Genomic DNA, 25,460 nt, shown 5'->3' with positions numbered 1-25,460 from the left:
CCGCCGGGTGCGTCTCTGCTAGAAGCTGTAGCTCGCCCGCAGGTACAGCGCCCGCCCGACCGGATCGGTGTAGCGCGGGTCATACCCTTTCTGGAACAGGGTCCCCTGGTTGGTGAACGGCGGATCTTCGTCGAGCAGGTTCTTGACGCCAGCCGTCAAGGTCAAGCCCTTGAAGCCGGTGTAGCTGGCCGACACATTCCACAGGCTGTACGCGTCGACCTTGTTGAAGAAAGCCGGATCGACGAAGTTCTGGTCGTCGTACGACGACTTGTACACGTTCGCCAGCATCGCATTCCAGTTGTCCATCGTCCAACCCAGGGTCAGCGTGTGCTGCCAGCGGAACACCGCGCCCATGTCGGCGTAGCGCCCGACGTTCTGGATAAACTCCCCGCCGCGCTCGTTCTGGTATTCGTAGTTATGAATCCAGGTGCCTTCCATGCCTAGCGTGAACCTGCCCATGCCGGTGCGCGGCAGGCGCGCATTGACACTGACGTCGACGCCATCGGTTTCCACTTCGCCGAGGTTGTTAAGGAAGTTCTCGATCGCAAACGGCGAACCGTCCGGGTTGCGCAGGAACAGGTTGCGGTACTTCTCGAAGTTGCCGAAGATCGTCTGTTCAGGCAGCGCGGCGATCTTGTCCTTCAGGCGGATGTGCCAGTAGTCCATGGCCACCGTCACCTCAGGGATCGGCTCGATCACCAGGCCCGCCGCGTAGGTGCGCGACTTCTCCGGTTTCAAATTCGGATTGCCGCCCTGAAGCTTGTACTGCTGCAGGTCGCAGTCGCGCAGCGGGTTGGCGCCCGGCTGCGGCACGCCGCCCGGGCACAGGATCGGATCGTCGTACGAGTCGTTGGTGTCGTTGCGCGACGGCGGCGCATTCTTCTCGAACAAGGTCGGGGCGCGGAAGCCGGTGCTGGCCGAGCCGCGCAGCAGCAATTGGCGGGTTGGCTGGTAGCGCACGCCGATCTTTGGATTGGTGGTGTTGCCGACGTCGTTGTAGCGGTCGAAGCGGGCCGCCAGCTGCACGTCGAGATTCTTGATGAACGGGATCGACAGCTCGCCAAAGATCGCCTGGATGTTGCGCGAGCCGCTCTTCGGCAGCGAGCCCGACAAGCCCGAACTCGACGCCTGCGAGGCGATTGCCTGGTTGACGTCGAAGTCGGCCTGTTCGCGCCGCACTTCCGCGCCCACGGCCACGGCCAGCTGGCCGCCGGCCATCGGCATGATCTCGCGGCTGGCGGTGAAGTCGATTGCGGTGTTCTTCACCTTCGCGCTTTGCACTTCGCCGCGCAGCGCCGTGCTTTGGAGATAGGCGAGGCCGGCGGTGTCCTGCATGCCGAATGGATTCAGGATGCCGTTGGCCACGCCGGCGGCGAACGAGGCGTCCTGCACGTAGCCGCCGACGAAGTTCTCGTTCGACTTGCTGACCGAGTGCGCAAGCCCGGTCTTGTAGTCCCAGCCCGATAGCACGCCTTCCATCGCCAGCACGGCGCGGTCGGCTTTGCCTTCCGAGTCGATCTCGCGCTGGCCTGCCTCGATCGGGCGCCAGTTGACCGACAGCGGCGCGCCGGACAGGCCGGCCATCGCCGGCACGCCGCCGGCATTGCCGGGATAGTAGCGGCTGGTGGGCGGCAGGATCAGGCCGGTCTGCGGCGGCGGCGCGGTGCGCGAGGTGACGTCGTTTTCCGAGTGCAGCAATTCGACGCTGGCGACGTGGCCGCCGCCGACCTTCATCGATCCCTTCGCATAAAAGGCGCGCTGTTCCTGCGCCGGCAGGTTGTCGATCAGCTGGGTGTAGTCCTGGCGGCAGATCGCGCCTTGCGCCACCGAGTTCGGCGGCAGGCAGCCGGTGGCGGCGCCGGGGTTGCCGGCGACGCCGGAGACCGGGTCGAAGAAATTGCCGGGGAAAGTGGTGCCGCTGGTGACCGACAAGCCGCGCGAGGGCACGATGCCGGTGCGCGAGAATGCGCGCTGCTGCGAGGTCAGCACTTCCTGCTTGTGCCAGTCGATCACGCCGAACACGTTGTAGCCGTCGGCGTCGAGGTCGCCGAAGCCGGTCGACAGGTTGACTCTTTCTTCATCGGCGCCGTGCTTGCGCGGACGCACCGCTTCGGCGCTGATGGTGGTGGCGGTGACCGAGCGCCTGGTGATGAAATTGATCACGCCGCCGATCGCGTCGGTGCCGTAGATCGCGGAGGCGCCGTCGCGCAGCACCTCGACGCGGTCGAGCGCGGAGATCGGAATCATGTTGAGGTCGACGCTGGCGGTGTCGTACGGGTGGTTGGCGAGGCGCCGTCCATTGAGTAACACCAGGGTCTTGTCGCCGCCCAGGCCGCGCAAGTCGGCGCTGGCCTGGCCGCCGGTCGGCAGGCCGCTGGTGTTGCCGCCGACAGCGTTGCCGCTGCCCATGCTGGTCTGGTTGGCAGCGATCCGCGACATCGCTTCCTGCGCGGTGGTGACGCCTTGCTTGATGAAGTCTTCGGCTTTGATGATGGTGAGGGGCGTGGCGGTTTCGGCCTGGATGCGCTTGATGGAGGAGCCGGTGATCTCGACGCGCTGGATCGGCTGGCCTTGCTGGTCGACCTGAGCATGCGCAGGCGCGGGCGCGACCGCGGCGAAACCGGCGGCGAACACGGTGGTCAGCGAGGCCGATAGGACTGTTTGTTTCATCATTGCTTTTGCTCCCGGAGGTAAAAAACATGAATCGAATAAACCGCAACAGGCATCTAATCAGTGAGGTAGAAACATTGTCAATAATGAAAAAGGAAGATTGGTGTAAAGACGACAGATGCACCGAATGACCGCAGCGTATCCCACCAAAAATATGCATGGCGTCGATGGCAAGGACCAAAAAAAAGCGTCCCGAAGGACGCTTTTTCAGTACTGTTGGCTGACGCGAATTACATCTTCACGCGCAGGCCGACGTAGTAGCGGCGGCCGATCGGGTCGTAGGTGCCCGCGTCGGTTTCCGCACCGGTGGTGTTGCCCGGCAGGCCACTGATGATCGGTGGCGCCTTGGTGTTGAACGCGTTGTCGACGCCAACATACAGGTCCACTTCCTTGCGCAGGGCGTAGGTCATCTGGAAGTCGTTGTAGACCTTTTCCTTGACGGTGACCGAACCTGCCGGCAGGTCGAAGTCACGCAGGAACACGTTGTCCAGCGCCGACTTGCCGATGTAGGTGGTGTTCGAGGTCACGTTGAACTTGCCCCACTTGTAGCCCAGCGACAGCGAGCCCTTGTTCTTGGCCGCGCCGATTTCGCCTTCCCATGGATCGCTTTCCGCGCCTGGCAGTGGAATGTCGTAGCCGTCGAGCAAGTGGGTCCATGCCAGGCGGGCGTTCAGGCGGCCTGGGCCAACCTTGTCTGCCCATGCCACGGTCACGTCCACCCCTTCGGTACCCAGGCCGCCGCTGTTCGATACCGCGGTGTCGACGAATTCCAGCGAACCGGCGCTGTTGGCGCCGATCGACGCTGGACGTCGGGTGATGAAGTTGCAGAACGAGGTGGTGCCACCGCCATAGCAGCTGTCCAGCGCGTACTGGCGCGGGGTGCTGACGATGGCGTCCTCGATGTCGATCTTGAAGTAGTCAGCCGTGAAGGTGAACTTGCTCAGCATCGGGATCGAACGCGGGGTGATGACCATGCCGACGGTGGTCGAACGGCCTTCTTCTTCGCCCAGCGCAGGATTGCCGCGGTTGTAGCCGCTGACGCCCTGGATGTCCGACTGGTTCAGCGTGAACTGGCCGTTGGCGGCGATGTTCGCGTTGACGCCAGGCGCTGCGCGGCAGGCGTCGTCACGCGCGCCGGCCGAGGTTGCGGTCACGCCTTCGCATGGATCGGAGACCTGTGGGTAGTCCTGGCTCGCTGGCTGGTACAGTTCGTTGATGTTCGGCGCGCGGGTCGACAGGGCGCGGGTAGCACGGAACTTGACGTCCGCAACTGGCGACCATTCGAAACCACCGTTCCAGCTGGTGGTATTGCCGACGGTCGAGTAATCACCCACGCGCACTGCGCCGAGGAAGCTCAGGCTCTTGGCGAATGCCTGGTCCTTCAGCAGCGGGATGCGCGCTTCAAGGTAGGCTTCCTTGACCGAGAACTCGCCTTCGGTCGGTGGGGTTGCATTGCCGGCGTTCAGGCCTGCCTGGGTCAGCGCATCAGGCGTGCTGCTGGAGAATTCCTTGCGCCACTCGTAGCCTGCCGCCACGCCGAGACCGCCAGCTGGCAGCTGGAATGGTTCGCCGGAGATGTTGGCGCCGATGATCTTCTGGGTGGTCTTGGTTTCCAGCGAGCCTGGTGCGTTGACGTATTTCAGTGCAGCTGGCGAAATGCTGTCGCGGCCGAACACACTGATTGGAACGCAGCCCTGCAGGCGTGCTGTTTCGTCGGCGCACATTGGGGTGCCGTTGGCGCCCGGGATCGCTTGCAGCGCGTTGCGGAAGTTCAGCACATTGACCTGGCCGCCCGAAGCCTGGGCTTCCTTGGTCGAACCGTAGATGCCGAAGACTTCATAGTTCCAGTCCTTGATCGTGCCCTTGATGCCCGATGCCAGGCGGAAGGTGTCGCGCTCGGCGGTACTGCCGCGGGTGCCCACTTCCGAAATGCGGCGGGTGAAGAAGTAGTCGCGCAAGCCGTCGCCGTCGGTGTCGCTGATGCGGTCGTACAGGTATTGCGGCACCAGCGGGTTACGTACCGGGACGCCGTTGACCATCATTTCGGCAGGCACCTGGCCGTTGGCATAGATGTCGTCCGAAGCGAGCGCGAACGGCTCGAGCTTGGTGGTTACGCTAGTCGATGCGTAGTTACCTTCGAAGAAGGCGCTATGGTTCTCGCCCAGTGCCAGGTTGCCGCTGGTGGCGAAGTTGTAACGCTCGGTCGGCACGGCGATGGTGCGGAACTCCGAGCGGTTGTAGCCGGTCGGCGCCTGGGTGGCGTTGCCGTTGGTCGATACCGGGATCGGGTTGCCGGCCGCGTCATACGTGAAGCTGCCGGTGTCGTGGTAGAAGTAGCCCTGCGGCGCATAGCCCGAGAAGTACGGGCGGCGTGGCTTGAACAGGTCAGCCGCGTTGCCAGTCAGCGCGCCTTCCGAGTACTGGTCAATCGCCGAGATGTCGCGGTCTTTCGAGAACACCGAACCCTGGCGCGAGTAACCGAAGTGACCCATGATGTTGCTGGCGCCGTCGGCGCTGCTGGTGCCGAAGGTCAGCGACAGCTTGCGCTTGGCGTCGTCGCCTTGCTCGCTGCCGCCGATCGATGCGTCGGCCAGCAGGCCATTGAAATTCTTTTTCAGGATGATGTTGACCACGCCGGCGACCGCGTCGGAGCCGTAGGTGGCCGATGCGCCGCCGGTCAGCAGTTCAACGCGTTCGATGAAGTCGGTCGGGATGGTATTCAGGTCGACCGCGGCCGAGCCTGGCAAGCCCGAGACCACGCGGCGGCCGTTGATCAGCACCAGGGTGCGGTCAATGCCGAGGTTGCGCAGGTCAACGGTGGCGACGCCCGCGCTGGCGGTCGAGAAGTTCGAGTTGGTACGGCTGATCGCCGGGGTGCCCATGGTTGGGTTCTCGAGCAGCAGTTCCTGCAGGTTGGTCGCGCCGGACTGGGCAATGTCGGCTGCGCTCAGCACCTGCAGCGGCGACGGCGATTCCGCGTTCGGCGAGGAGATGCGCGAGCCGGTCACGGTGACTTTCTGGATCTCCGGCGTGGCGGTCTGCGCGAATGCGGCCGACATGCCGAGGGTGACGCCACCGAGGCAGATCAGTCGGATCGAACGGGATAAGGCTTTTTCTAACATGGTGTTATTACTCCCTAATGTAATTTCATGGGTGCGGAAGGTTCTTGCGATTTGCGTTGACGGGCCACCGTTGAAAAGACGGTGCCGTATACGACCCGCCTAATGAAAGCACTGCGTTACTGGGGGTGTCAATGTAGAAAGTTTGCATAAACATGAGAAAAAACAACGTTACAACGATTTTTACGTGTGGCAAAATTAAAATCTATTGCGGCGCAACATATCCGATGAGGGTAACTTTCGCCATCTTGCCTTTATTACTACTGCTTCTGGTGCGCAAAATGCTGTCAAGACTGTTACTTTTGTTGCAGTGCAATATCCACCGGAAAAACTGCGCATGCATACGTTTTTACAGTGTGCAATGTGTGGCTTTTTTGAGATAAACACCCTTCGCCTACATATGCATGTTGCACAGCGAGCAATTGAAAATAGGCCTGGGAATGTCGCGCATGATGGTCGTTACGGCTGAGTGCGCTGCAACATGGCCGCTGCCGGCGCCAGAAGGGCAGCGATCGCTGCGCCTGCGTGGCGTCCGGGGATTTTTTGAGAACGCCGCCGGGGTTTTAAGTTATCGTTACGACTTTTTCTGAGCTGCAATCCCACGCACCGTCGTTACCGTGAAACCGGCAGATCACCTATGTTAGCTTTCGTCCTGCGCCGCCTCTGGCAAATGCTGCCCACCATGGCCGGTGTCGTCCTGCTGGTCTTCCTGCTGTTTAACTGGGTCGGCGGCGATCCGGCGTATATCCTTGCCGGCAAAATGTCGGATGCCGAGGCGATCGCCAATATCCGCCGCCAGCTTGGCGTCGACCAGCCGTACCACGTGCAGCTGTGGATCTTCGTCAAGCAGATACTGACCTTCGACTTCGGCAATTCATGGGCTACCGGCGAGAGCGTGGCGCACATCATGGCGACCCGGCTCGGACCTTCGCTGACGGTGCTGATCCCGCTGACCATACTGGAAACCGGGTTCGGCATCGCGCTGGCGCTGGCCATCGCTTTCGTGCGCGGTTCGCTGACCGACCGCGCGGTGATGATCGCCTGCACCGTCGGCATGTCGATCAGCATCCTGGTCTACATCATCGTGTTCCAGTACGGGCTGGCCTACAAGCTGGGCCTGTTCCCGGTGCAGGGCTGGGGCGCCAGCCTGGGCGAAAACCTGCTGCGCTACGCCACGCTGCCGATCCTGATCGGCCTGGCGGTGTCGATCGCGCCAACCTTGCGCCTGTACCGCAGTTTCGTGCTTGACGAGGTGGGGCAGGACTACGTGCGCACCGCGCGCGCCAAGGGGCTTCCGGAGCGCCGCATCATGTGGGTGCACGTGCTGCGCAATGCCGCGATTCCGATCATCACGCATGTGATGGCGAACCTGCCGGCGCTGCTGATCGGCGCTTTCCTGCTCGAGCGCTTTTTCGGCATTCCCGGCATCGGGCGCGAAGTCATCCTCGCCGTCGAGCGCAGCGACTTCCCGGTGATTAAAGCGATTACCGTCTACGTCGCGGCCGCCACCATGATCTTCAACCTGCTGACCGACCTGCTGTACCAGGCCGTCGATCCGCGCGTCCAGCTTAAATAAGGGGGGGGCGAATGACGAATCACCCAAGCTCGCCCGGCCTGTGGGCGCTCGCCTGGAAGCGCCTGCGCGCCGACCGCGTCGCGATGGTGGCGCTCGCCATCGTCGCGCTGTTCCTGGCGATGCTGGCGCTATCGATGGCCGGCCTGATCGCCGCCGACTGGGAGAAGGAAACCGGCGTGAACTACGCGCCGCCGTCGTTTATCGGCGCGCAGGATTCCTTCCTGGCCGGCGCCGCCGGGCCGCAGGCGGGGCCGCCGCCGCCGAATGAATTCGACCCGCTGGCGCAAGACATCGCGCAGCTGCGCGCCCAGGCCGGCGCCGCGCTGGCGCCCGAAGCGCGCCGCGAGACACTGCCGTTCGGCGCCGACAAGTGGGGCCATGACGTCATCAAGAAAACCATCAAGGGTGGCGAGACCTCGATCGTCGTCGGACTGGTGGCGGCCTTGCTGGCGGTGTCGCTCGGTACCCTGTTCGGCGCGCTGTCCGGCTACTTCGGCGGCGTGGTGGACGATGTGTTCACCTGGTTCTACAGCATCTTCACGTCGATTCCGTCGATCCTGATGATTCTCACCGTCGCCGCGGTGCTGCAGCAGCGCGGTGTGACGACCATTGTGCTGATCCTCGGCCTGACCGGCTGGACCGGCCCGTACCGCCTGATGCGCGCCGAATACATGAAGCACAAGGGACGCGAGTACGTGATGGCCGCCGACGCGATCGGCGCTTCGCACCTGCGCAAGATGTTCTCGCATATCTTCCCCAACGTCAGCCACGTGGCGCTGGTGCAGATGTCGATCCTGGCGGTCGGCTTCATCAAGGCCGAAGTGATTTTGTCCTTCCTCGGATTCGGCGTGCCGGTCGGTGTGGTCTCGTGGGGCAGCATGCTCAATGAAGCCCAGAATGAGCTCATTCTGGGCAAGTGGTGGCAGCTGGCCGCCGCCGCCGCCGCCATGGCGCTGCTGGTGACGGCGTTCTCGCTGTTCACCGACGCATTGCGCGATGCGCTCGACCCGAAACTGAAATAGGCGGCCATATGACAGACACGCAAAACATGCTGCTCTCGGTACGTGACCTGCGGGTGCGCTTCCGCATCGATAAGAAGAATACCTTCGAGGCGGTCAAGGGCATCTCGTTCGACGTTCCGCGCAACTCCACGGTGGCGCTGGTGGGTGAATCGGGCAGCGGCAAGTCGGTCAGCTCGCTGGCCGTGATGGGCCTGCTGCCAGCCGGTACCACGCTGATCGATCCGCAATCGCGCTTGCTGTTCGACGGCCGCGACCTGTTGGCGATGCCGGGCGCGCAGCGGCGCGCGCTGTGCGGCAAGGACATCTCGATGATCTTCCAGGAGCCGATGTCGTCGCTGAACCCGGTGTTCACGGTGGGCTTCCAGATAGGCGAGGTGCTGCGCCGGCACATGGGCATGAGCGCGCGCCAGGCGTGCGTGCGCACGCTCGAACTGCTCGATGAAGTGGGCATTCCCGATCCGGCAAATAAGATCGATGCGTATCCGAGCCAGATGTCGGGCGGCCAGCAGCAGCGCGTGATGATCGCGATGGCCATCGCGTGCGAGCCGCAACTGCTGATCGCCGACGAGCCGACCACCGCACTCGACGTGACGATCCAGAAGCAGATCATGGAGCTGATCGCCAGCCTGCAGCGCAAGCATGCGATGTCGGTGCTGTTCATCACCCACGACCTTGGACTGGTGGGTGAAATCGCCGACCGTGTGATCGTGATGCGCCATGGAGAAGTGCGCGAGGAGGGCGAGGCGCGCCAGGTGCTCGATGCGCCGGCCGATGCCTACACGCGTGCGCTGCTGCATTGCCGGCCCAAGCTCGACGAGCGGCCGATCCGCTTGCCCGTCATCGACGATTACATCGGCAGGCAGGCCGCGCCGGATGTGCGCGCGCCGCAGCGATCGCGTGGCTACACGCCGGGCGAAGACAGCGTGCTGGTGGTAAATAACCTGTCGAAAAGTTTTTACCTGCGCGAGGGGCTGTTCGGCAAGCGCGAGTTCAAGGCCGTCAAGGATGTGTCGTTCACGCTCCCACGCGGGAAAACGCTGGGCGTGGTGGGCGAATCGGGATCGGGCAAGACCACGGTGGGCCTGACGCTGCTGCGGCTGCACAAGGCCACCGGCGGCAGCGCGATGTTCGAGGGGCGCGACCTGATCTCGATGAGCGCGCGCGACTACATGGCCTACAAGCGGCGCATCCAGATCATCTTCCAGAATCCGTATGCGTCGCTGAACCCGCGCTTTACGGTGGGCCAGATCTTGCTGGAGCCGATGCGCATTCACGGCATCGGCGCCAACGATAGCGAGCGCACCGCGCAAGCGATGGCGCTGCTCGACAAGGTCGGACTGCCGGCGGCCGCTTTCCATCGCTACCCGCACGAGTTTTCCGGCGGCCAGCGGCAGCGCATCGCGATTGCGCGCTGCCTGACCATGAAGCCGGAGATCCTGGTTTGCGACGAGTCCGTGTCGGCGCTGGATGTGTCGGTGCAGGCGCAGGTGCTCAATCTGCTGCAGGATCTGCAGGATGAGTTCGGGATGAGTTACATCTTCATCTCGCATGACCTGTCGGTGGTGAAGTACATGTCGGACCAGGTGATGGTGATGCATCAGGGCAGCGTGGTAGAGCTGGCCGATTCAGATGAGCTGTATCGCAATCCGCAGCATGAATACACCAAGATCTTGCTGGGCGCGATTCCGAGAGGCGTGTAGCGTCCCCGATATGGCGTTATGCGACATCGGGTGGCGGGCATTCGTTATGGCTGGCCTTGGAATTTCGCAGTTTCTCTAAAGATAGGAACTTCTGCCGCGAACGGCCGCGCCAGGCGCGGGCGGCGTGGGGTGCCGCGTAACGCTGCGGCGACGCGTGCGCTTTAGTTGGAAATTAATCACGGCGCCGGTTGCCGCCGCCGTTTTCAGCTACCATTATCAGATGCCCGATCTTATCGTCCTGCTGCAAACCTACGGCGTCCTGCTCGTCTTTGCCATCGTGCTGGTCGAGCAGGCCGGTATGCCTATTCCCGCGTTCCCGATCCTGGTGGTGGCGGGGGCGCTGTCGGTCGATGGCACGGTCAGCTGGCCAGCGGCCATCGCGGTGGCGGTCGGGGCCTGCTTGATCAGCGACCTGTTCTGGTTCCGCGCCGGGCGCTTCTACGGCAAGCGCATCCTCAACCTGCTGTGCAAAATTTCGCTGTCGCCGGATTACTGCGTCAGCCAGACGGAGGACAAATTCCGCCGCTTCGGCCCGAAGTCGCTGATCGTCTCCAAGTTCATCCCGGGCTTTAACATCATCGCCTCGCCCATGTCGGGTGCGCTCGGCGTGTCGACGCCGCGCTTCCTGGCCTTCAGCATCACCGGCAGCCTGTTCTGGAGCGGCACCGGTGTCGCGCTTGGCGCCGCCTTCCACAAAAGCGTGGACGAGGTGCTGCAGACGCTGAGCGAGATGGGGACGACCTCGCTGCTGGTAATTCTCGCCCTGCTGGCGCTGTTCATCGGCTACAAATACATCGAGCGGCGCCGCTTCCTGAGCGGCGTGCAAGTCGAACGCATCGGCATCGCCGAGCTGGTCAGCCTGCTGGACGGCGGGCACGACCCGGTCATCATCGACGCGCGCAGTGCCACCGCACGCCAGCTGGAGGAAGCCATTCCCGGCGCGATCATCTTCAATGACTGCGAGCCCGGGCAACTGATGGCAACGCTGGACAAGGATCGCCACGTGGTGGTCTATTGCAGCTGCCCGAATGACGTCACCGCGGCCCAGGTGGCGAAACAGTTCTTGTCCAGCGGCTTCCACCGCGCGCGTCCGCTGCAAGGCGGGCTCGACGCGTGGAATGGCCACCACGGCCAGCTCGCCAAGGATATTGCCGACGCGTCCGAAGCAAAGTTGTGCTGACGTAGGAAGACTACGCGTACGCGGATCGCATCGACCAAGAGCGTAGGGCGCGTCGCAGCAACACTGGCTGTACTAAAACTACAAAGAATGCTTGCGTTGCCTGCGTGTCATCCATTAAGCTCTGGAAGTCCGTATTCGATTCCAAGCCATGACAGTCCAGCAACATTCCTCGCTGCTTTTCCCAGCCCAGACGGCGTTCCACGCTGACGGACCGCGCCTGCTCGCCGATGTCGGCGGCACCAACGCCCGTTTTGCGCTCGAAGTGGCGCCGGGCCAGGTCGAGCTGATCGATGTACTTGCGTGCAAATCGTATCCAACCCTGGCCGACGCGCTGCGCGCCTACCTGGCTTCGCCGAAGGTGGCCGCTGCCGGCTACGGCAAGATTCGCCACGCGGCGATTGCCATCGCCAACCCGATCACTGGCGACTATGTGCGGATGACCAACCACCATTGGGCGTTTTCCATCGAGGCGATGCGCACCGAGTGCACCTTCGATACTTTGCTGGTCATTAATGACTTCACCGCCCTGGCGCGCGCCGTTCCGCACCTGGCGGCCGGGCAAAAGCGCCAGGTCGGCAGCGGTACCGTGCGCGAGGGCAGCCCGATCGGCCTGCTCGGCGCGGGTACCGGGCTGGGCGTGTCTGGATTGATTCCGACCGACAGCAACTGGACGGCCTTGCTGAGCGAGGGCGGGCATGTGACCTTTTCGCCGGCCAACGAGACCGAAGTGGCCATCCTTCAGTTCGCCTGGCGCGAGTACGAGCACGTGTCGGCCGAGCGCCTGATGTCGGGCGACGGACTGGAACTGATTTACCGCGCGCTGGCCCACCACACCGGCCAGCCGGACGGCAAGCTCGGCGCCGCCGACATATCGCGCCGCGCACTGGAAGGCGGCGACGCGCTGTGCGGCAAGGTGATCGACACCTTCTGCGGCATGCTCGGCACCGTCGCCGGCAACCTGGCCGTGACGCTGGGCGCCCAGGGCGGCATCTATATTGGCGGGGGCATCGTTCCGCGCCTCGGGCAGCGCTTCGACCAGTCGCCGTTCCGCCAGCGTTTTGAGCAGAAGGGGCGCTTCGTCAACTACCTGTCGCAGGTGCCAACCTTCGTCATCACGGCCGAGTATCCGGCCTTCCTCGGCGTGTCGACTATCCTCACGGAAAAACTCGGCGCTTGAGGCAGCGCAAACGGTGGGCCATGCGCGGCAGGCCGGCATTTGTCCGCTGGCGCGTTTTATCGGGTACAATTGGCCCCAGTTGAAGGAAACGATGTCAATCGTTCATGTAGTGCGCACCCCGGAGCCCGCCTCCCTGCCGCTGCGGCGAACCAGCGTTTCATTTGTAGAATCAACGGCTTGCGCCCAGCCTTTGCGCCGCGCAGCCGGGTGAGCGAGTCCAGCTCTCGCCACGGCAACATTCCGCCCGCGCACATCAGCCCGGGCGACGGAATCCAGTTTTAACGACTCTCTTCCTGCTGGCGCCACGATGCGACGGCCGCTGTCATTCGTTGACTGGTGTGTTCTTACACTGCCTGCCCTGAATTTTTAGCCAGATCCGCATACGACATCGTTATGAATACTGATGAGGCCAAGATAGTCCTCGAAACCGCTTTGCTGTGCGCGCGCGAGCCGATGTCGATCCATTCGATGAAAAAGCTGTTTATCGATGTGGACGATAACGGCAAGGCGCTGGGCGCCGGCGTTGGCGCCGACACCATCAAGCTGCTGCTGGAAGAGCTGCGCCACGACTGGCGCGGCCGCGGCATCGAAGTGGTGGGCCTGGCCAGCGGCTGGCGCTTCCAGAGCCGCCCGGACATGAAACAGTACCTTGACCGGCTGAATCCGGAAAAGCCGCAGAAGTATTCGCGGGCCACGCTGGAAACGCTGGCGATCATTGCCTACCGCCAGCCGGTGACGCGCGGCGACATCGAAGAGATCCGCGGCGTGGCGGTCAATTCGCAGACGATCAAGATGCTGGAAGACCGTGGCTGGATCGATGTGATCGGCTACCGCGAAGTGATCGGCCGCCCGGCATTGCTGGGCACGACGAAACAGTTTTTGGATGACCTGGGACTCAATGCACTGTCCCAGCTGCCTGAATTGCAGCAAATCAGTGACATGCCGGGCAATTCCGCGATCGAAGAACTCGAAGCGGCCCTGCAGGAGAATTTTGAAAAAGCAGCCGCCGACACGACGGCTGCGAACGACGATGGTGCAGGCAGCAGCGACGCGCAGGAAGTTCCTGAAGCGGTCCTTGAGGAAGCCGGCGCCGACACTTCACCTGTTGAAGTCCTCATTCCCGACCCTGCGCCAGAATCAACGATGGACGCTGCGCCAGGTCAGCACGACCAAGAAACGACTAATGAACCCAACTGATACCCCAGAGATTCCTGCCGGCGCCATGCCAGCTACCGCCGACGCACCTGTCAAGGCCAAGCGCCGCACCAAGGCCCAGATCGAGGCCGATGCCGCCGCGGGCGTGGAAGCGCCGAAGCCCAAGCGCGCCAGCAAGAAGGTCGCAGTAGCCGAGGGCGACGCACCAGCCGCAGTTACCGCGGAAGCGGCGCCAAAGGCGGCCCGCAAGCCGCGCGCGCCGAAGGCGGAAGCGCCTGAAGCCGCAGCGGTCGCCGCGCAGGCAGCGCCAGTTGCCGCCGAAGGCGACGCCGCCGCGCGCGAAGAGCGCGGCCCGCGTCCGCCGCGCGGCCCGCGCCAGATGCGCGAACTGCGCGGCCAGCGCGAAGCGCGCAAGCCACGCGTCGAAGGCGAGCAGGCGCCTGCCGCCGCCGAAGGCGCGGAAGGCGGCGCGGCGCCTGCCGAGCAGGCAGCCCGTCCTGAGCGCGCCGAACGCGGCGAGCGCCCGGACCGCGGTCCGCGCCCGAAAAAGAACAAGAAGGGCAATCCCGGCCTTCAGCACCAGAAGAAGCCACGCCAGAACGACGCCGACGCGGCATTCTCGTACGTCACCTCCGACGCCTACGACGCCGAAGGCGGCCGTTCGCAGCCGGCCAAGGTGGTGCGCCGCGACCTGACCTCGGACGACGACGCGCCGAAGCTGCACAAGGTGCTGGCCGAAGCGGGCCTCGGTTCGCGCCGCGACATGGAAGACCTGATCGTCGCCGGCCGCGTGTCGGTCAATGGCGAGCCTGCCCATATCGGCCAGCGCATCCTGCCGACCGACGCGGTCCGCATCAACGGCAAGCTGATCCAGCGCAAGGTGAGCAACAAGCCGCCGCGCGTGCTGGTGTACCACAAGCCGGCCGGCGAAATTGTCAGCCATGACGACCCGGAAGGCCGTCCATCGGTGTTCGATCGCTTGCCGACCATGAAGGCCGGCAAGTGGCTGGCCGTTGGCCGCCTCGACTTCAACACCGAAGGCCTGCTGCTGTTTACAACCTCGGGCGACCTGGCCAACCGCCTGATGCACCCGCGTTACAACATCGACCGCGAATATGCGGTGCGTACGCTGGGCGAGCTGGAGGAAGGCATGCGCCAGAAACTGCTGGCCGGCGTCGAGCTGGAAGACGGCATGGCGTCGTTTACCAAGATCGCCGATGGCGGCGGCGAAGGCATCAACAAGTGGTACCGCGTGGTGATCGGCGAAGGCCGTAACCGCGAAGTGCGCCGGATGTTCGAAGCGATCGGCCTGACCGTCTCGCGCCTCATCCGTACCCGCTACGGCATCATGTCGCTGCCAACCGGCCTCAAACGTGGCCGCTGGGAAGAGATGGAAGAAAACACCGTGCGCGACCTGCTGGCCGCGTTCGGTGTCGAGAAAAAGGGCGGCGCGGTCGAGCAGCGCGGTCCGCGTCCGCAAGGGCGTCCCGGCGAGCCGAAGGCGCGCGAGGGCCGCGAAGTGCGCACCGAGCGAGCCGAGCGCGATGAGGATAGCCGCAACAACGGCAACCGCATCGACCGCGAAGATGCCAACCGCAATGCCGATCCTTTCCCGAAGCAGCAGCGCAGCGGCCGCCCGGGCGGCGCGCCGCGCGGCCAGGGGCAGGGTTTTGGCAAGGGTCCGGGCTTCGGCCAGGGGCAGGGCGGTGGCCAGGGTGCGCGTGGGCCGGGCGCCGGTGGCCAGGGCGGCCAGGGCGGCCGTGGCCAGGGTGCCGGCGGCCAGGGTGGCCGGGGCAAGCCGGCCGGTGCCGGAGCGTCGGCGGGATCGGGGCGTCCGCGCCAGCCGGATCCGCTGCAGACCACGTTCGGTTTCGGTAATGCGAGCGGTGCAACCCGCGCCCAGGGTCCCCGTGGCGCCGGGCACAGCATGCCGCGCCGCGGCCGCCGCGGTTAATACCACTCGTCGCTCCCGTGAAAACGGGAGCCTATGCTGACCGGCAAAGTATGGGTTCCCGCTTTCGCGGGAACGACGAAATGTCGCGTAAGTGCCTGATTTATTGCCTTAAAGCAGTGTTGTTTGCTTGTTCATTTATCGTGCGATGGATTGCAGCCGTTGCGCGAACGCGCTATAATCCGCAGACTAATAAAAGTTCTTCACACCGTAATTCGTGCGAGTGCTTTCATCTGGTTGGAAATTGGAAGATGGGCATGTGCCCATTTTTTTTTTGGTAAATGCTTTTGAGTGGTCCGTGAATTGGACCTGTGATCTGGAGAAATTTGTTTGCAGCAATTTGATTTAATCGCCAGGACTGTTACCGGCCTGGGCTATGACCTGGTCGACGTCGAGTGGGGCGAGCGCGGGATTTTGCGCGTGTATATCGATTTCACTGCAGAAGATGTTGCCGAAAAAGGCCCGATCACGGTCGAGGACTGCGCCAAGGTAAGTCACCAGCTGTCGCATGTGCTGACGGTGGAAAACGTCAATTACGAACGTCTCGAGATTTCGTCGCCCGGCCTGGATCGTCCAGTCCGCACGCTGGCCGATTTCGTGCGCTTCGAAGGCCATGAGTGCACCGTCAAGCTGCGCGTGGCCATGCCCGGTACGGCGAACCGCAAGACCTTCACCGGCATCTTGCAGGCGGCCGAGGGTGACACACTGAAATTGGAATTTGAAAGTAAGGATGGTCCGGCGCTGTTGGAGTTTACGCTCGCCGACTTGGATAAGGCACGTTTGGTGCCGCAGGTGGATTTTAAGGGACGCAAAGCATGAGTCGCGAAGTTTTATTATTGGTTGATGCGCTGGCGCGCGAAAAGAATGTCGATAAGGATGTCGTTTTCGGAGCGCTCGAATTCGCTCTGGCGCAAGCCACGAAGAAGCGTTATGAAGGCGAGGTCGACATCCGCGTCTCGATCGACCGCGAGTCGGGCGAGTTCGAGTCCTTCCGCCGCTGGCACGTGGTTCCCGATGACGCGGGCCTGCAATTGCCGGACCAGGAAATCCTGCACTTCGAAGCCGTCGAGCAGATTCCCGACATCGAAGTCGACGAATACATCGAAGAGCCGATTGAATCGGTTGAATTCGGCCGCCGCTTCGCCCAGGACACCAAGCAGGTCGTGCTGCAGCGCGTCCGCGACGCCGAGCGCGAGCAGATCCTGGTCGACTTCCTCGAGCGCGGCGACTCGCTCGTGACCGGCACCATCAAGCGCATGGAACGCGGCGACGCGATCGTCGAATCGGGCAAGATCGAAGCACGCCTGCCACGCGACCAGATGATCCCGAAAGAGAACCTGCGTATCGGCGACCGCGTGCGCGCCTTCATCCTGCGCATCGACCGCAACATGCGCGGCCCACAGGTGATCCTGTCGCGCACCGCGCCGGACTTCATCATGAAGCTGTTCGAACTGGAAGTGCCGGAGATCGAGCAAGGCCTGCTGGAGATCAAATCGGCAGCGCGTGACGCTGGCGTGCGCGCCAAGATCGCGGTATACACCGCCGACAAGCGCATCGATCCGATCGGTACCTGCGTCGGCATGCGCGGTTCGCGCGTGCAGGCCGTTACCGGCGAACTGGGCGGCGAACGCGTCGACATCGTGCTGTGGTCGGACGACCCGGCGCAATTCGTGATCGGCGCGCTGGCCCCGGCCAACGTGTCGTCGATCATGGTGGACGAAGAGAAGCACGCGATGGATGTCGTCGTCGACGAAGAAAACCTGGCCATCGCGATCGGCCGTTCGGGCCAGAACGTGCGCCTGGCGTCCGAGCTGACCGGCTGGAAGATCAACATCATGACGGCCGAAGAGTCGGAGAACAAATCGGCGGCTGAAACCGCTGCCGTTCGCGCGCTGTTCATGGAAAAACTGGACGTCGACCAGGAAGTGGCCGACATCCTGGTAGAGGAAGGCTTTGCCAGCCTCGAGGAAATCGCTTACGTGCCGATCTCCGAGATGCTCGACATCGAGTCGTTCGACGAAGACACCGTCAACGAGCTGCGTACCCGCGCTCGCGATGCACTGGTGACCGAAGCGATCGCATCGGAAGAGGGCCTGGAAGGCATGGAAGAGCAGCTGGTGACCCTGGAAGGCATGGACCGCAACACGGCCGGCAAGCTGGGCCTGGCTGGTATCAAAACGGTTGAAGCGTTCGCCGCCTTGGCGTACGACGAATTCGGCGCGATTCTGGCGCTGTCTTCCGACCGTGCACGTGCACTGATTGACACTGAATTTAATGATGTGACCGACGACGAGATGAAGCTGGTCGATTCAAAGTACGACGATCGTGCCAAGGCGCTCCAGGCAAAAGCCTGGGCCCTGGCGGAAACGGCCAAGGCGTAATTTGCATATCTTTATCATCTCCGCGACACATAGAAAAGAGGACTGAATGGCGAGTAACAACGTAGCCCAATTTGCCACCGAACTGAAGATGCCTGCAGATTTGCTGCTGACGCAGCTGCGTTCTGCTGGCGTCGAGAAAAGTTCGACGTCAGATCCATTGTCGAAAGATGATAAGGATAAGCTGTTGAATCACCTGCGCCGTACCCACGGCGCAGCTGGCGAAACCGAAAAGAAGAAGATCACCCTGACTCGCAAGGAAACGACCGAGATCAAGCAGGCTGACGCCTCCGGCAAGTCGCGGACGATCCAGGTCGCCGTGAAGAAAGTGCGCACCTTCGTGCAGCGCGACGACGTTCCTGCGCCTGTCGCAGCCGAGCCAGCCGCACCGGTCATCGACGAGGCCGAAGTAGCGCGCCGCGCCGACGAATCGCGCAAGCAGGCCGAACTGATCGCTCGCCAGGAAGCCGAACTGCGTGAAAAGCAGGAACGCCTCGCCAAGCTGGACGCTGAAAAAGAAGCCCAGGCCAAGCAGGCCGAGCTCGACGCCAAGCGCGAAGCGGAAGACCAGGCCAAGCGCGCCGCAGCAGCAAGCGCCGCCGCCGGTGCCGCCGTCAGCGAGGAAAGCCGCAAGGCCGTCGACGACGAAGCCAAGGCCAAGGCCGATGCCGCCGCCAAGGAAGCCGCCGAGCGCGCCGCCGCCAACGAAAAGGCCCGCAAGGCCGTAGCCGACGAAGTTGCCCAGATCAAGGCCATGATGAACGCGCCACGGCGCGTCATCAAGGCGCCTGAACCGGCGCCTGCGCCAGTTGCCGCGATCAAGCCGAAAGTGGCTGAAGGCACCTTGCACAAGCCAGCCGCCGGCGCTGTCAAGCCTGGCGACAAGGCTGCCAAGCCGGCCGACAAGAAGTCGATCAAGTCGGCGAATGTCTCGTCGACCTGGTCGGACGACGCCAAGAAACGCGGCGCACCAGGCGGCGTCAAGCCACGTGGCAATGTCCCGACCGGCCGTGACGGCTGGCGCGGCGGCGCCCGCGGTGGCCGCCGCAACTCGCATTCGGATGATCGCGAGACCAACTTCCAGGCCCCGACCGAGGCGATCGTCAAGGACGTGCACGTTCCCGAGACCATCACCGTGGCCGAGCTGGCGCACAAGATGTCCGTCAAGGCATCCGAGGTCATCAAGCAGCTGATGAAGCTGGGCCAGATGTGCACGATCAACCAGGTGCTGGACCAGGAAACCGCGATGATTCTCGTGGAAGAAATGGGCCACAAGGCATTTGCCGCTGCCGAAGATGATCCGGAAGCACTGCTGGCCGACCAGGGTGAGCACGCTCACTTCGAGTCGACCGCGCGCGCACCGGTGGTGACGGTCATGGGTCACGTCGACCACGGCAAGACCTCGCTGCTCGATTACATCCGCCGCGCCAAGGTCGCATCGGGCGAAGCGGGCGGCATTACGCAGCACATCGGCGCTTACCACGTCGACACGCCGCGCGGCATGATCACCTTCCTCGATACCCCGGGTCACGAAGCCTTTACGGCGATGCGTGCCCGCGGTGCCAAGGCCACCGACATCGTCATCCTGGTGGTGGCGGCGGACGACGGCGTGATGCCGCAAACGAAGGAAGCAATTGCTCACGCAAAAGCTGCAGGCGTTCCGCTGGTCGTTGCGATCAACAAGATCGACAAGCCGGGCGGCAACCTTGAGCGCGTGACGCAGGAACTGGTCGCCGAACAAGTGGTGCCTGAAGAATACGGTGGCGAGTCGCCGTTCGTCCCGGTGTCGGCAAAAACCGGCCAGGGTATTGACGACCTGCTCGAGCAAGTCTTGCTGCAAGCCGAGATCCTGGAGCTGAAAGCGCCGGTCGAAGCGCCTGCGCGTGGCCTGGTGGTCGAAGGCCGCCTGGACAAGGGCAAGGGCCCGGTCGCCACCATCCTGGTCCAGTCCGGCACGCTGAAGCGCGGCGACGTGATCCTGGCGGGCTCCTCGTATGGCCGCGTGCGCGCCATGCTCGACGAGAACGGCAAGCCGATCAACGAAGCAGGTCCATCGATTCCGGTCGAGATCCAGGGCCTGACCGAAGTGCCGGTCGCCGGTGAAGAAGTCATGGTCATGGCCGACGAGCGCAAGGCGCGTGAAATCGGTCTGTTCCGTCAAGGTAAGTTCCGCGACGTCAAGCTGGCACGCCAGCAGGCTGCCAAGCTGGAAAACATGTTCGACCAGATGGCCGAAGGCGAAGTCAAGAACCTGCCGCTGATCGTCAAGACCGACGTGCAAGGTTCGATGGAAGCCCTGGTCAGCTCGCTGCAGAAGCTGTCGACCTCGGAAGTACGCGTGCAGATCGTGCACTCGGCAGTGGGTGGCATCACCGAATCGGACGTCAACCTCGCGGTGGCGTCGAAAGCGGTCATCATCGGCTTTAACGCCCGCGCCGATGCGCAGGGCCGCAAGCTGGCCGAGTCGAACGGCGTGGACATCCGCTACTACAACATCATTTACGATGCGATCGACGAAGTCAAAGCGGCACTGTCGGGCATGTTGTCGCCAGAGAAGCGCGAAACCGTTACCGGCCAGGTCGAAGTACGCCAGGTCATCCAGGTATCGAAAGTTGGCGCGGTTGCTGGTTGCCTGGTCACCGATGGCGTCGTCAAGCGCTCGTCGTCGGTTCGCCTGCTGCGCAACAACATCGTCGTGTGGACTGGCGAGATCGACTCGCTCAAGCGCTTCAAGGACGACGCCAAAGAAGTGCGCGCCGGCCTCGAGTGCGGCCTGTCGCTCAAGAACTACAACGATATCCAGGTTGGCGACACCCTGGAAGTGTTCGAAGTTCAAGAGGTTGCACGTACCCTGTAATAGCTTGCAGTAACCGTGGGGCGGTTACGCGGCGGGCGCAAGCCCGCCGCGTTCCGCCCCACGTTTTTTTTAAGAGTAAGATACGAACATGGCAAAACATAGCAAATCCATTCCGGTCCGCGGCGTCCGCGTCGCCGACCAGATCCAGCGCGACCTGGCCGAAATCATCGCCTACGAGTTGAAAGACCCGCGCGTGGGCATGGTCACGATTTCCGAAGTCCAGCTCACGCCCGACTACGCCCATGCCAAGGTGTTCTTCACCATGCTCAAGGACGACAAGGAATCGGTCAAGAACACGCTCGACGGGCTGTCCAAGGGCGCCGGCTACATGCGCAACGTGCTGGGCAAGCGCCTGCACATCCACACCTTGCCGACCCTGCACTTCATCCACGACACCTCGACCGCGCGCGGCATGGAAATGTCGCTGCTGATCGACCAGGCCAACGCCACCCGCGCGGCCGACGCCGAGCCGGATGAACCAAAGCAAGACGCAGAATAAGTTGAATAAGCCAATCAAGAAGGTCCGCGACCTGGTCGACGGCGTGCTGCTGCTCGACAAGCCGGTCGGCCTGTCGTCGAATGACGCGCTGATCAAGGCCAAGCGTGTGCTCAATGCCAAGAAGGCGGGCCACACCGGCACGCTCGACCCGTTCGCCACCGGCCTGCTGCCGCTGTGCTTCGGCGAGGCCACCAAGTTTTCGCAAGACTTGCTGGAAGCGGACAAGACCTACGAAACAACGGTGCATCTCGGCATCACGACGAATACCGGCGACACCGAAGGCGAAGCCATCGCGACGCGCGACGTGGCTGTGACGGTCGAACAGATCGAAGCGGTGCTGGCGCAGTTTCGCGGCCCGATCCTGCAAGTGCCGCCGATGTACTCGGCGCTCAAGCGCGACGGCAAGGCGTACTACGAGTACGCGCGCGAAGGCATTACGCTCGAGCGCGAAGCGCGTCCGGTGACGATTCTCGACCTGACGTTCCTGTCGTATGAAGCGCCGTTCCTGAAGCTGTCGGTTACCTGCAGCAAGGGGACGTATATCCGCGTGCTGGGTGAAGATATCGGCAATGCGCTTGGCTGCGGCGCGCACTTGAAGGCGCTGCGGCGCACCCAGGTGGGCGCCTTGACCACCGACGGCATGATCACCTTGGAAGCCTTGCAGGCAGATGCCGCGCCGCTGGCGTTGCTGGCGCCGGTCGATGCGCTGCTGTCGTCGTTCCCGGCGGTGATGCTGACCGAGGACCTGGCCAGGCGCTTCCTGCAAGGGCAACGGCTGGCGCTGGGCAAGGAGAATGTCGATGTGCCGCCTGAGCAGGGCAGGGTGCGTGTGTATCACGGCGCCAAACTGCTTGGCACCGGTATGCTTCAGGAATATGCGATCCTCGCGCCCGAACGTCTCATCGCCGCAAAACAGTAATCCGTCGTTTCCGGCATTGCCGGAAGCGACTTCCCGCGCAGGCGGGAACCCATACGGCGCCCGCGTTCCATGGGTTCCCGCCTTCGCGGGAACGACGGCGCTGGTGAATGAATGACCAACTCGTTGAAATTACTGGCCTTTTTGAATTAGTGCGTCGCAACACGTGCTATACTAGTGGGTTCCAGTAATCCGCAGCATCCTGTCTACCCCCGTACGCTACGTACATTTTCTTTACGACCATGTCAAACTCAAAACGCGCAATTCGTAACATCGCCATCATCGCCCACGTCGACCACGGCAAGACCACCCTCGTGGATCAGCTGCTGCGCCAGTCCGGCACCTTCCGTGAAAACCAGGCGGTCGATACCCGCGTCATGGATTCGAACGACCTCGAAAAAGAACGCGGCATTACGATTCTGTCGAAGAACTGCGCGGTTGAGTACGAAGGCACCCACATCAATATCGTCGACACCCCAGGCCACGCCGACTTCGGCGGCGAAGTCGAGCGCGTGCTGTCGATGGTTGACTCGGTGCTGCTGCTGGTCGATGCACAGGAAGGCCCGATGCCACAGACCCGCTTCGTCACGCGCAAGGCGCTGGCGCTGGGCCTGAAGCCGATCGTGGTCGTCAACAAGGTTGACCGTCCGGGCGCACGCGCTGACTGGGCCATCAACCAGACCTTCGAACTGTTCGACAAGCTGGGCGCTTCCGACGAGCAGCTCGACTTCCCGATCGTCTACGCTTCGGGCCTGAACGGCTACGCCGGCCTGACCGAAGACGTCCGTGACGGCGACATGAAGCCATTGTTCGACGCGATCCTGCAACACGTGCCAGTCCGTGACGACAATCCGGAAGGCCCGCTGCAGATGCAGATCACCTCGCTCGACTACTCGTCGTACGTCGGCAAGATCGGCATTGGCCGCGTCAACCGCGGCACCGTCAAGACCGGCCAGGACGTCATCGTCCTGAACGGCCCGGACGGCGCGCCGATCAAAGGCCGCATCAACCAGGTGCTGAACTTCAAGGGCCTCGAGCGCGTGCTGGTCGACGAAGCTGTCGCCGGCGACATCTGCCTGATCAACGGTATCGACGAAATCGGCATCGGTTCGACCATCTGCGCACCGGACACCCCGGAAGCGCTGCCAATGCTGACCGTCGACGAGCCGACCCTGACCATGAACTTCATGGTCAACAACTCGCCACTGGCTGGCCGCGAAGGCAAGTTCGTCACCAGCCGCCAGCTGCGTGACCGCCTCGACCGCGAACTGAAAGCCAACGTCGCGCTGCGCGTCGCGCCAACCGACGACGACACGATCTTCGAAGTATCGGGCCGCGGCGAACTGCACCTGACCATCCTGATCGAAAACATGCGCCGCGAAGGCTTCGAGATGGCGGTATCGCGTCCACGCGTGGTCTTCAAGATGGTCGATGGCGTACGCCACGAGCCGTTTGAAAACCTGACCGTCGACGTTGAAGAAGCCAACCAGGGCGGCGTGATGGAAGAACTGGGCCGCCGCCGCGGCGACCTGACCAACATGGAATCGGACGGCAAGGGCCGTGTGCGCCTTGAGTACAAGATTCCTGCGCGTGGCCTGATCGGCTTCCAGGGCGAATTCATGACCCTGACCCGCGGTACCGGCCTGATGTCGCACGTGTTCGACGAATACGCGCCAGTGGACAACAGCCGTGGCGAAATGGCTGGCCGTCGTAACGGCGTGCTGATCTCGCAGGACGACGGCGCCGCCGTTGCCTACGCCATCTGGAAACTGCAGGATCGCGGCCGCATGTTCGTGGTCCACAACGACCCGGTGTACGAAGGCATGATCATCGGTATCCACTCGCGCGACAACGACCTGGTGGTCAACCCGATCAAGGGCAAGCAGTTGACCAACGTGCGTTCGTCGGGTACCGACGAAGCGGTGCGCCTGGTGCCGCCAGTCCAGATGTCGCTCGAATACGCGGTGGAATTCATCGCCGACGACGAACTGGTCGAGATCACGCCGAAGTCGATCCGCCTGCGCAAGCGCTACCTGAAAGAGCACGAGCGCAAGAAAGCCAGCCGCGACGCGTAATCGCAAGAATGTACCGGGACTGCAAAGTCCCGGGCATGAAAAAACCCGCGCTGCCAGCAATGGCAGCGCGGGTTTTTTATTGCTACGGCGTCGTTCCCGCGCAGGCGGGAACCCATACTGCGCTCAGCGCTTCAGCGTGAGCATGGATTCCCGCTTGCGCGGGAACGACGGCTAGCGCAGGCCCAGCAGCGCCTGCACGCGATCGCGGCTGATGCCGACCATCGCAGACGTAATCGCCAGCAGCGAATCGTAGCTCGGCGTGGCGGCGGTGCTGACGAAATCCTGCGCCAGCGTTTCCATGCTCGCCGCCGGCACCTCGACCGATGCCGACGCGGCGCGGCTGCGCGCCATGCTCAGCTCGCGCGTGGCGGCGTCCTGCGAACGGCGCACCTGCGCCAGCGCGCGCACCACTTCCTGCAGGCTCTGGCGCAAGGCTTCGGTGCTTTCGGTGCCCCAGCGCTGGGGCACCAGCGCCGCGCCTTCGGCTTCGGTGACCACGCGGCCGCTGCCCAGGATGACCAGGTTCTCGCGCAGCGCAGGCCAGTCCGCTTCCGGCGTGGCGAACACCATCTGGCCATTGGCATTGCTGCTGGCGCGGATATTGGCCGGCTGCAGCGCGCGGTCGAAGCGCTGGATGATCTGCTCGTCGCTCAGGCCAGGTTCGAGGCTGACGCTCAGCGGCTGGCCACTGTTGCTGACCGAGAAAGAGATCACGCGCGCCGGACCGGCGCGCAGCGCCTCGAGGGTCATGCCGCGCATGCTGAATTGCTGGGTCGCGCTGGCACTGCTGTACTGCAGCGCGGCGTCGAGCTTGTCGCCGCCGGACTGGCGCCGGCGCATCAAGGTATTGGCCAGCTGGCGCAGCTGTGCTTCGATCTGCTGCTCGTCGGCTTGCAGGTTGCTGATCTTCCCGCTCAGTTCACCCTTGAGCGCCTGCAATTGGGCGGCGACTTCCTGCAAAAAATCGATGGCTTTCTGGGCGCTGGCGACGTCGCCTTGCAGGCGGGTGTCGAGGCCGGGCAGGCCGCGCCGCAGGGGAGCGGCGGCGGCCGGCGGGGCTGACGGCGGCGACAGTTGCGGCGGACGGCCTTCGGCGCGGCGCTCGGCGGCTTCCGGGCGCGCATTCGGGGCAGTGCCAACGTTGACGGGCGTGGCCGGATAGCTGGAACGCAGGCTGTCCATCGC

At 63.3% G+C, this 25,460-nt stretch carries 16 protein-coding genes; 13 read left to right on the top strand and 3 right to left on the bottom strand.

Annotated elements, in window-relative coordinates; all coding sequences use genetic code 11:
- Positions 1 to 18: 18 nt before the first annotated feature.
- Complete coding sequence (locus I4X03_RS15530; RefSeq protein ID WP_223469149.1) at positions 19 to 2,673, bottom strand: TonB-dependent receptor; 2,655 nt, start codon at positions 2,671 to 2,673, stop codon at positions 19 to 21.
- 227 nt (positions 2,674 to 2,900) lie between these two features.
- Complete coding sequence (locus I4X03_RS15525; protein WP_223469148.1) at positions 2,901 to 5,792, bottom strand: TonB-dependent receptor plug domain-containing protein; 2,892 nt, start codon at positions 5,790 to 5,792, stop codon at positions 2,901 to 2,903.
- Between the two features lie 634 nt (positions 5,793 to 6,426).
- On the opposite strand from I4X03_RS15525, the gene I4X03_RS15520 reads away from it, so the two are divergent.
- The 13 genes from I4X03_RS15520 (at position 6,427) to typA (ending at position 24,275) form a co-directional block, all read left to right on the top strand.
- Positions 6,427 to 7,365: an ABC transporter permease gene (locus I4X03_RS15520; protein ID WP_223469147.1), complete on the top strand. Its 939-nt coding sequence runs from the start codon at positions 6,427 to 6,429 to the stop codon at positions 7,363 to 7,365.
- Between the two features lie 11 nt (positions 7,366 to 7,376).
- Positions 7,377 to 8,387 carry an ABC transporter permease gene (locus tag I4X03_RS15515; RefSeq protein WP_223469146.1) on the top strand — a complete coding sequence of 337 codons (1,011 nt, stop codon included), beginning with the start codon at positions 7,377 to 7,379 and terminating at the stop codon, positions 8,385 to 8,387.
- Positions 8,388 to 8,395: 8 nt separating this feature from the next.
- Positions 8,396 to 10,087 (top strand): ABC transporter ATP-binding protein, encoded by a 1,692-nt coding sequence (locus tag I4X03_RS15510; RefSeq protein WP_223469145.1) that lies wholly within the window; start codon positions 8,396 to 8,398, stop codon positions 10,085 to 10,087.
- Positions 10,088 to 10,307: 220 nt separating this feature from the next.
- A complete protein-coding gene (locus I4X03_RS15505; RefSeq protein WP_223469144.1) occupies positions 10,308 to 11,267 on the top strand; it encodes a DedA family protein/thiosulfate sulfurtransferase GlpE in 960 nt (319 codons plus the stop codon).
- A gap of 148 nt (positions 11,268 to 11,415) precedes the next feature.
- Positions 11,416 to 12,444: a glucokinase gene (locus I4X03_RS15500; RefSeq protein ID WP_223469143.1), complete on the top strand. Its 1,029-nt coding sequence runs from the start codon at positions 11,416 to 11,418 to the stop codon at positions 12,442 to 12,444.
- Between the two features lie 393 nt (positions 12,445 to 12,837).
- On the top strand, positions 12,838 to 13,641 hold the full coding sequence (gene scpB / locus I4X03_RS15495) for an SMC-Scp complex subunit ScpB (RefSeq protein WP_223469142.1): 804 nt from the start codon (positions 12,838 to 12,840) through the stop codon (positions 13,639 to 13,641).
- Positions 13,628 to 15,553: a 23S rRNA pseudouridine(2605) synthase RluB gene (rluB, locus tag I4X03_RS15490; protein ID WP_223469141.1), complete on the top strand. Its 1,926-nt coding sequence runs from the start codon at positions 13,628 to 13,630 to the stop codon at positions 15,551 to 15,553. The genes scpB and rluB overlap by 14 nt, the downstream gene beginning before the upstream one ends.
- Positions 15,554 to 15,880: 327 nt before the next feature.
- Positions 15,881 to 16,369 (top strand): ribosome maturation factor RimP, encoded by a 489-nt coding sequence (rimP, locus tag I4X03_RS15485; protein ID WP_223469140.1) that lies wholly within the window; start codon positions 15,881 to 15,883, stop codon positions 16,367 to 16,369.
- Complete coding sequence (gene nusA, locus I4X03_RS15480; RefSeq protein WP_223469139.1) at positions 16,366 to 17,931, top strand: transcription termination factor NusA; 1,566 nt, start codon at positions 16,366 to 16,368, stop codon at positions 17,929 to 17,931. Before rimP ends, nusA begins: the two co-directional genes overlap by 4 nt.
- Before the next feature lie 46 nt (positions 17,932 to 17,977).
- Positions 17,978 to 20,785, top strand: a complete 2,808-nt coding sequence (gene infB, locus I4X03_RS15475) for a translation initiation factor IF-2 (RefSeq protein ID WP_223469138.1) — start codon at positions 17,978 to 17,980, stop codon at positions 20,783 to 20,785.
- A gap of 88 nt (positions 20,786 to 20,873) precedes the next feature.
- Positions 20,874 to 21,284, top strand: coding sequence for a 30S ribosome-binding factor RbfA (gene rbfA, locus I4X03_RS15470; protein ID WP_169469122.1), 411 nt, complete (start codon positions 20,874 to 20,876; stop codon positions 21,282 to 21,284).
- Positions 21,259 to 22,203 carry a tRNA pseudouridine(55) synthase TruB gene (truB, locus tag I4X03_RS15465; RefSeq protein ID WP_370660525.1) on the top strand — a complete coding sequence of 315 codons (945 nt, stop codon included), beginning with the start codon at positions 21,259 to 21,261 and terminating at the stop codon, positions 22,201 to 22,203. The genes rbfA and truB overlap by 26 nt, the downstream gene beginning before the upstream one ends.
- Before the next feature lie 239 nt (positions 22,204 to 22,442).
- Complete coding sequence (typA, locus tag I4X03_RS15460; protein WP_223469136.1) at positions 22,443 to 24,275, top strand: translational GTPase TypA; 1,833 nt, start codon at positions 22,443 to 22,445, stop codon at positions 24,273 to 24,275.
- A 171-nt stretch (positions 24,276 to 24,446) separates the two neighbouring features.
- On the opposite strand, the gene I4X03_RS15455 is transcribed toward typA, so the two are convergent.
- Positions 24,447 to 25,457 (bottom strand): hypothetical protein, encoded by a 1,011-nt coding sequence (locus I4X03_RS15455; RefSeq protein ID WP_223469135.1) that lies wholly within the window; start codon positions 25,455 to 25,457, stop codon positions 24,447 to 24,449.
- Positions 25,458 to 25,460: the final 3 nt, after the last annotated feature.

Source organism: Massilia soli (assembly GCF_016809835.1).
Lineage (GTDB): Bacteria > Pseudomonadota > Gammaproteobacteria > Burkholderiales > Burkholderiaceae_D > Telluria_A > Telluria_A soli.
The sequence above is the reverse complement of the archived record's forward strand: the minus strand, read 5'-3'. Positions and strand labels throughout refer to the sequence as shown.

Excerpts from the sequence above, each read along its gene's own strand:
- I4X03_RS15530 (WP_223469149.1), bottom strand. The coding sequence starts at position 2,673 with ATGATGAAACAAACAGTCCTATCGGCCTCGCTGACCACCGTGTTCGCC.
- I4X03_RS15525 (WP_223469148.1), bottom strand. The coding sequence starts at position 5,792 with ATGTTAGAAAAAGCCTTATCCCGTTCGATCCGACTGATCTGCCTCGGT.
- I4X03_RS15520 (WP_223469147.1), top strand. The coding sequence starts at position 6,427 with ATGTTAGCTTTCGTCCTGCGCCGCCTCTGGCAAATGCTGCCCACCATG.
- I4X03_RS15515 (WP_223469146.1), top strand. The coding sequence starts at position 7,377 with ATGACGAATCACCCAAGCTCGCCCGGCCTGTGGGCGCTCGCCTGGAAG.
- I4X03_RS15510 (WP_223469145.1), top strand. The coding sequence starts at position 8,396 with ATGACAGACACGCAAAACATGCTGCTCTCGGTACGTGACCTGCGGGTG.
- I4X03_RS15505 (WP_223469144.1), top strand. The coding sequence starts at position 10,308 with ATGCCCGATCTTATCGTCCTGCTGCAAACCTACGGCGTCCTGCTCGTC.
- I4X03_RS15500 (WP_223469143.1), top strand. The coding sequence starts at position 11,416 with ATGACAGTCCAGCAACATTCCTCGCTGCTTTTCCCAGCCCAGACGGCG.
- scpB (WP_223469142.1), top strand. The coding sequence starts at position 12,838 with ATGAATACTGATGAGGCCAAGATAGTCCTCGAAACCGCTTTGCTGTGC.
- rluB (WP_223469141.1), top strand. The coding sequence starts at position 13,628 with ATGAACCCAACTGATACCCCAGAGATTCCTGCCGGCGCCATGCCAGCT.
- nusA (WP_223469139.1), top strand. The coding sequence starts at position 16,366 with ATGAGTCGCGAAGTTTTATTATTGGTTGATGCGCTGGCGCGCGAAAAG.
- infB (WP_223469138.1), top strand. The coding sequence starts at position 17,978 with ATGGCGAGTAACAACGTAGCCCAATTTGCCACCGAACTGAAGATGCCT.
- rbfA (WP_169469122.1), top strand. The coding sequence starts at position 20,874 with ATGGCAAAACATAGCAAATCCATTCCGGTCCGCGGCGTCCGCGTCGCC.
- truB (WP_370660525.1), top strand. The coding sequence starts at position 21,259 with ATGAACCAAAGCAAGACGCAGAATAAGTTGAATAAGCCAATCAAGAAG.
- typA (WP_223469136.1), top strand. The coding sequence starts at position 22,443 with ATGTCAAACTCAAAACGCGCAATTCGTAACATCGCCATCATCGCCCAC.
- I4X03_RS15455 (WP_223469135.1), bottom strand. The coding sequence starts at position 25,457 with ATGGACAGCCTGCGTTCCAGCTATCCGGCCACGCCCGTCAACGTTGGC.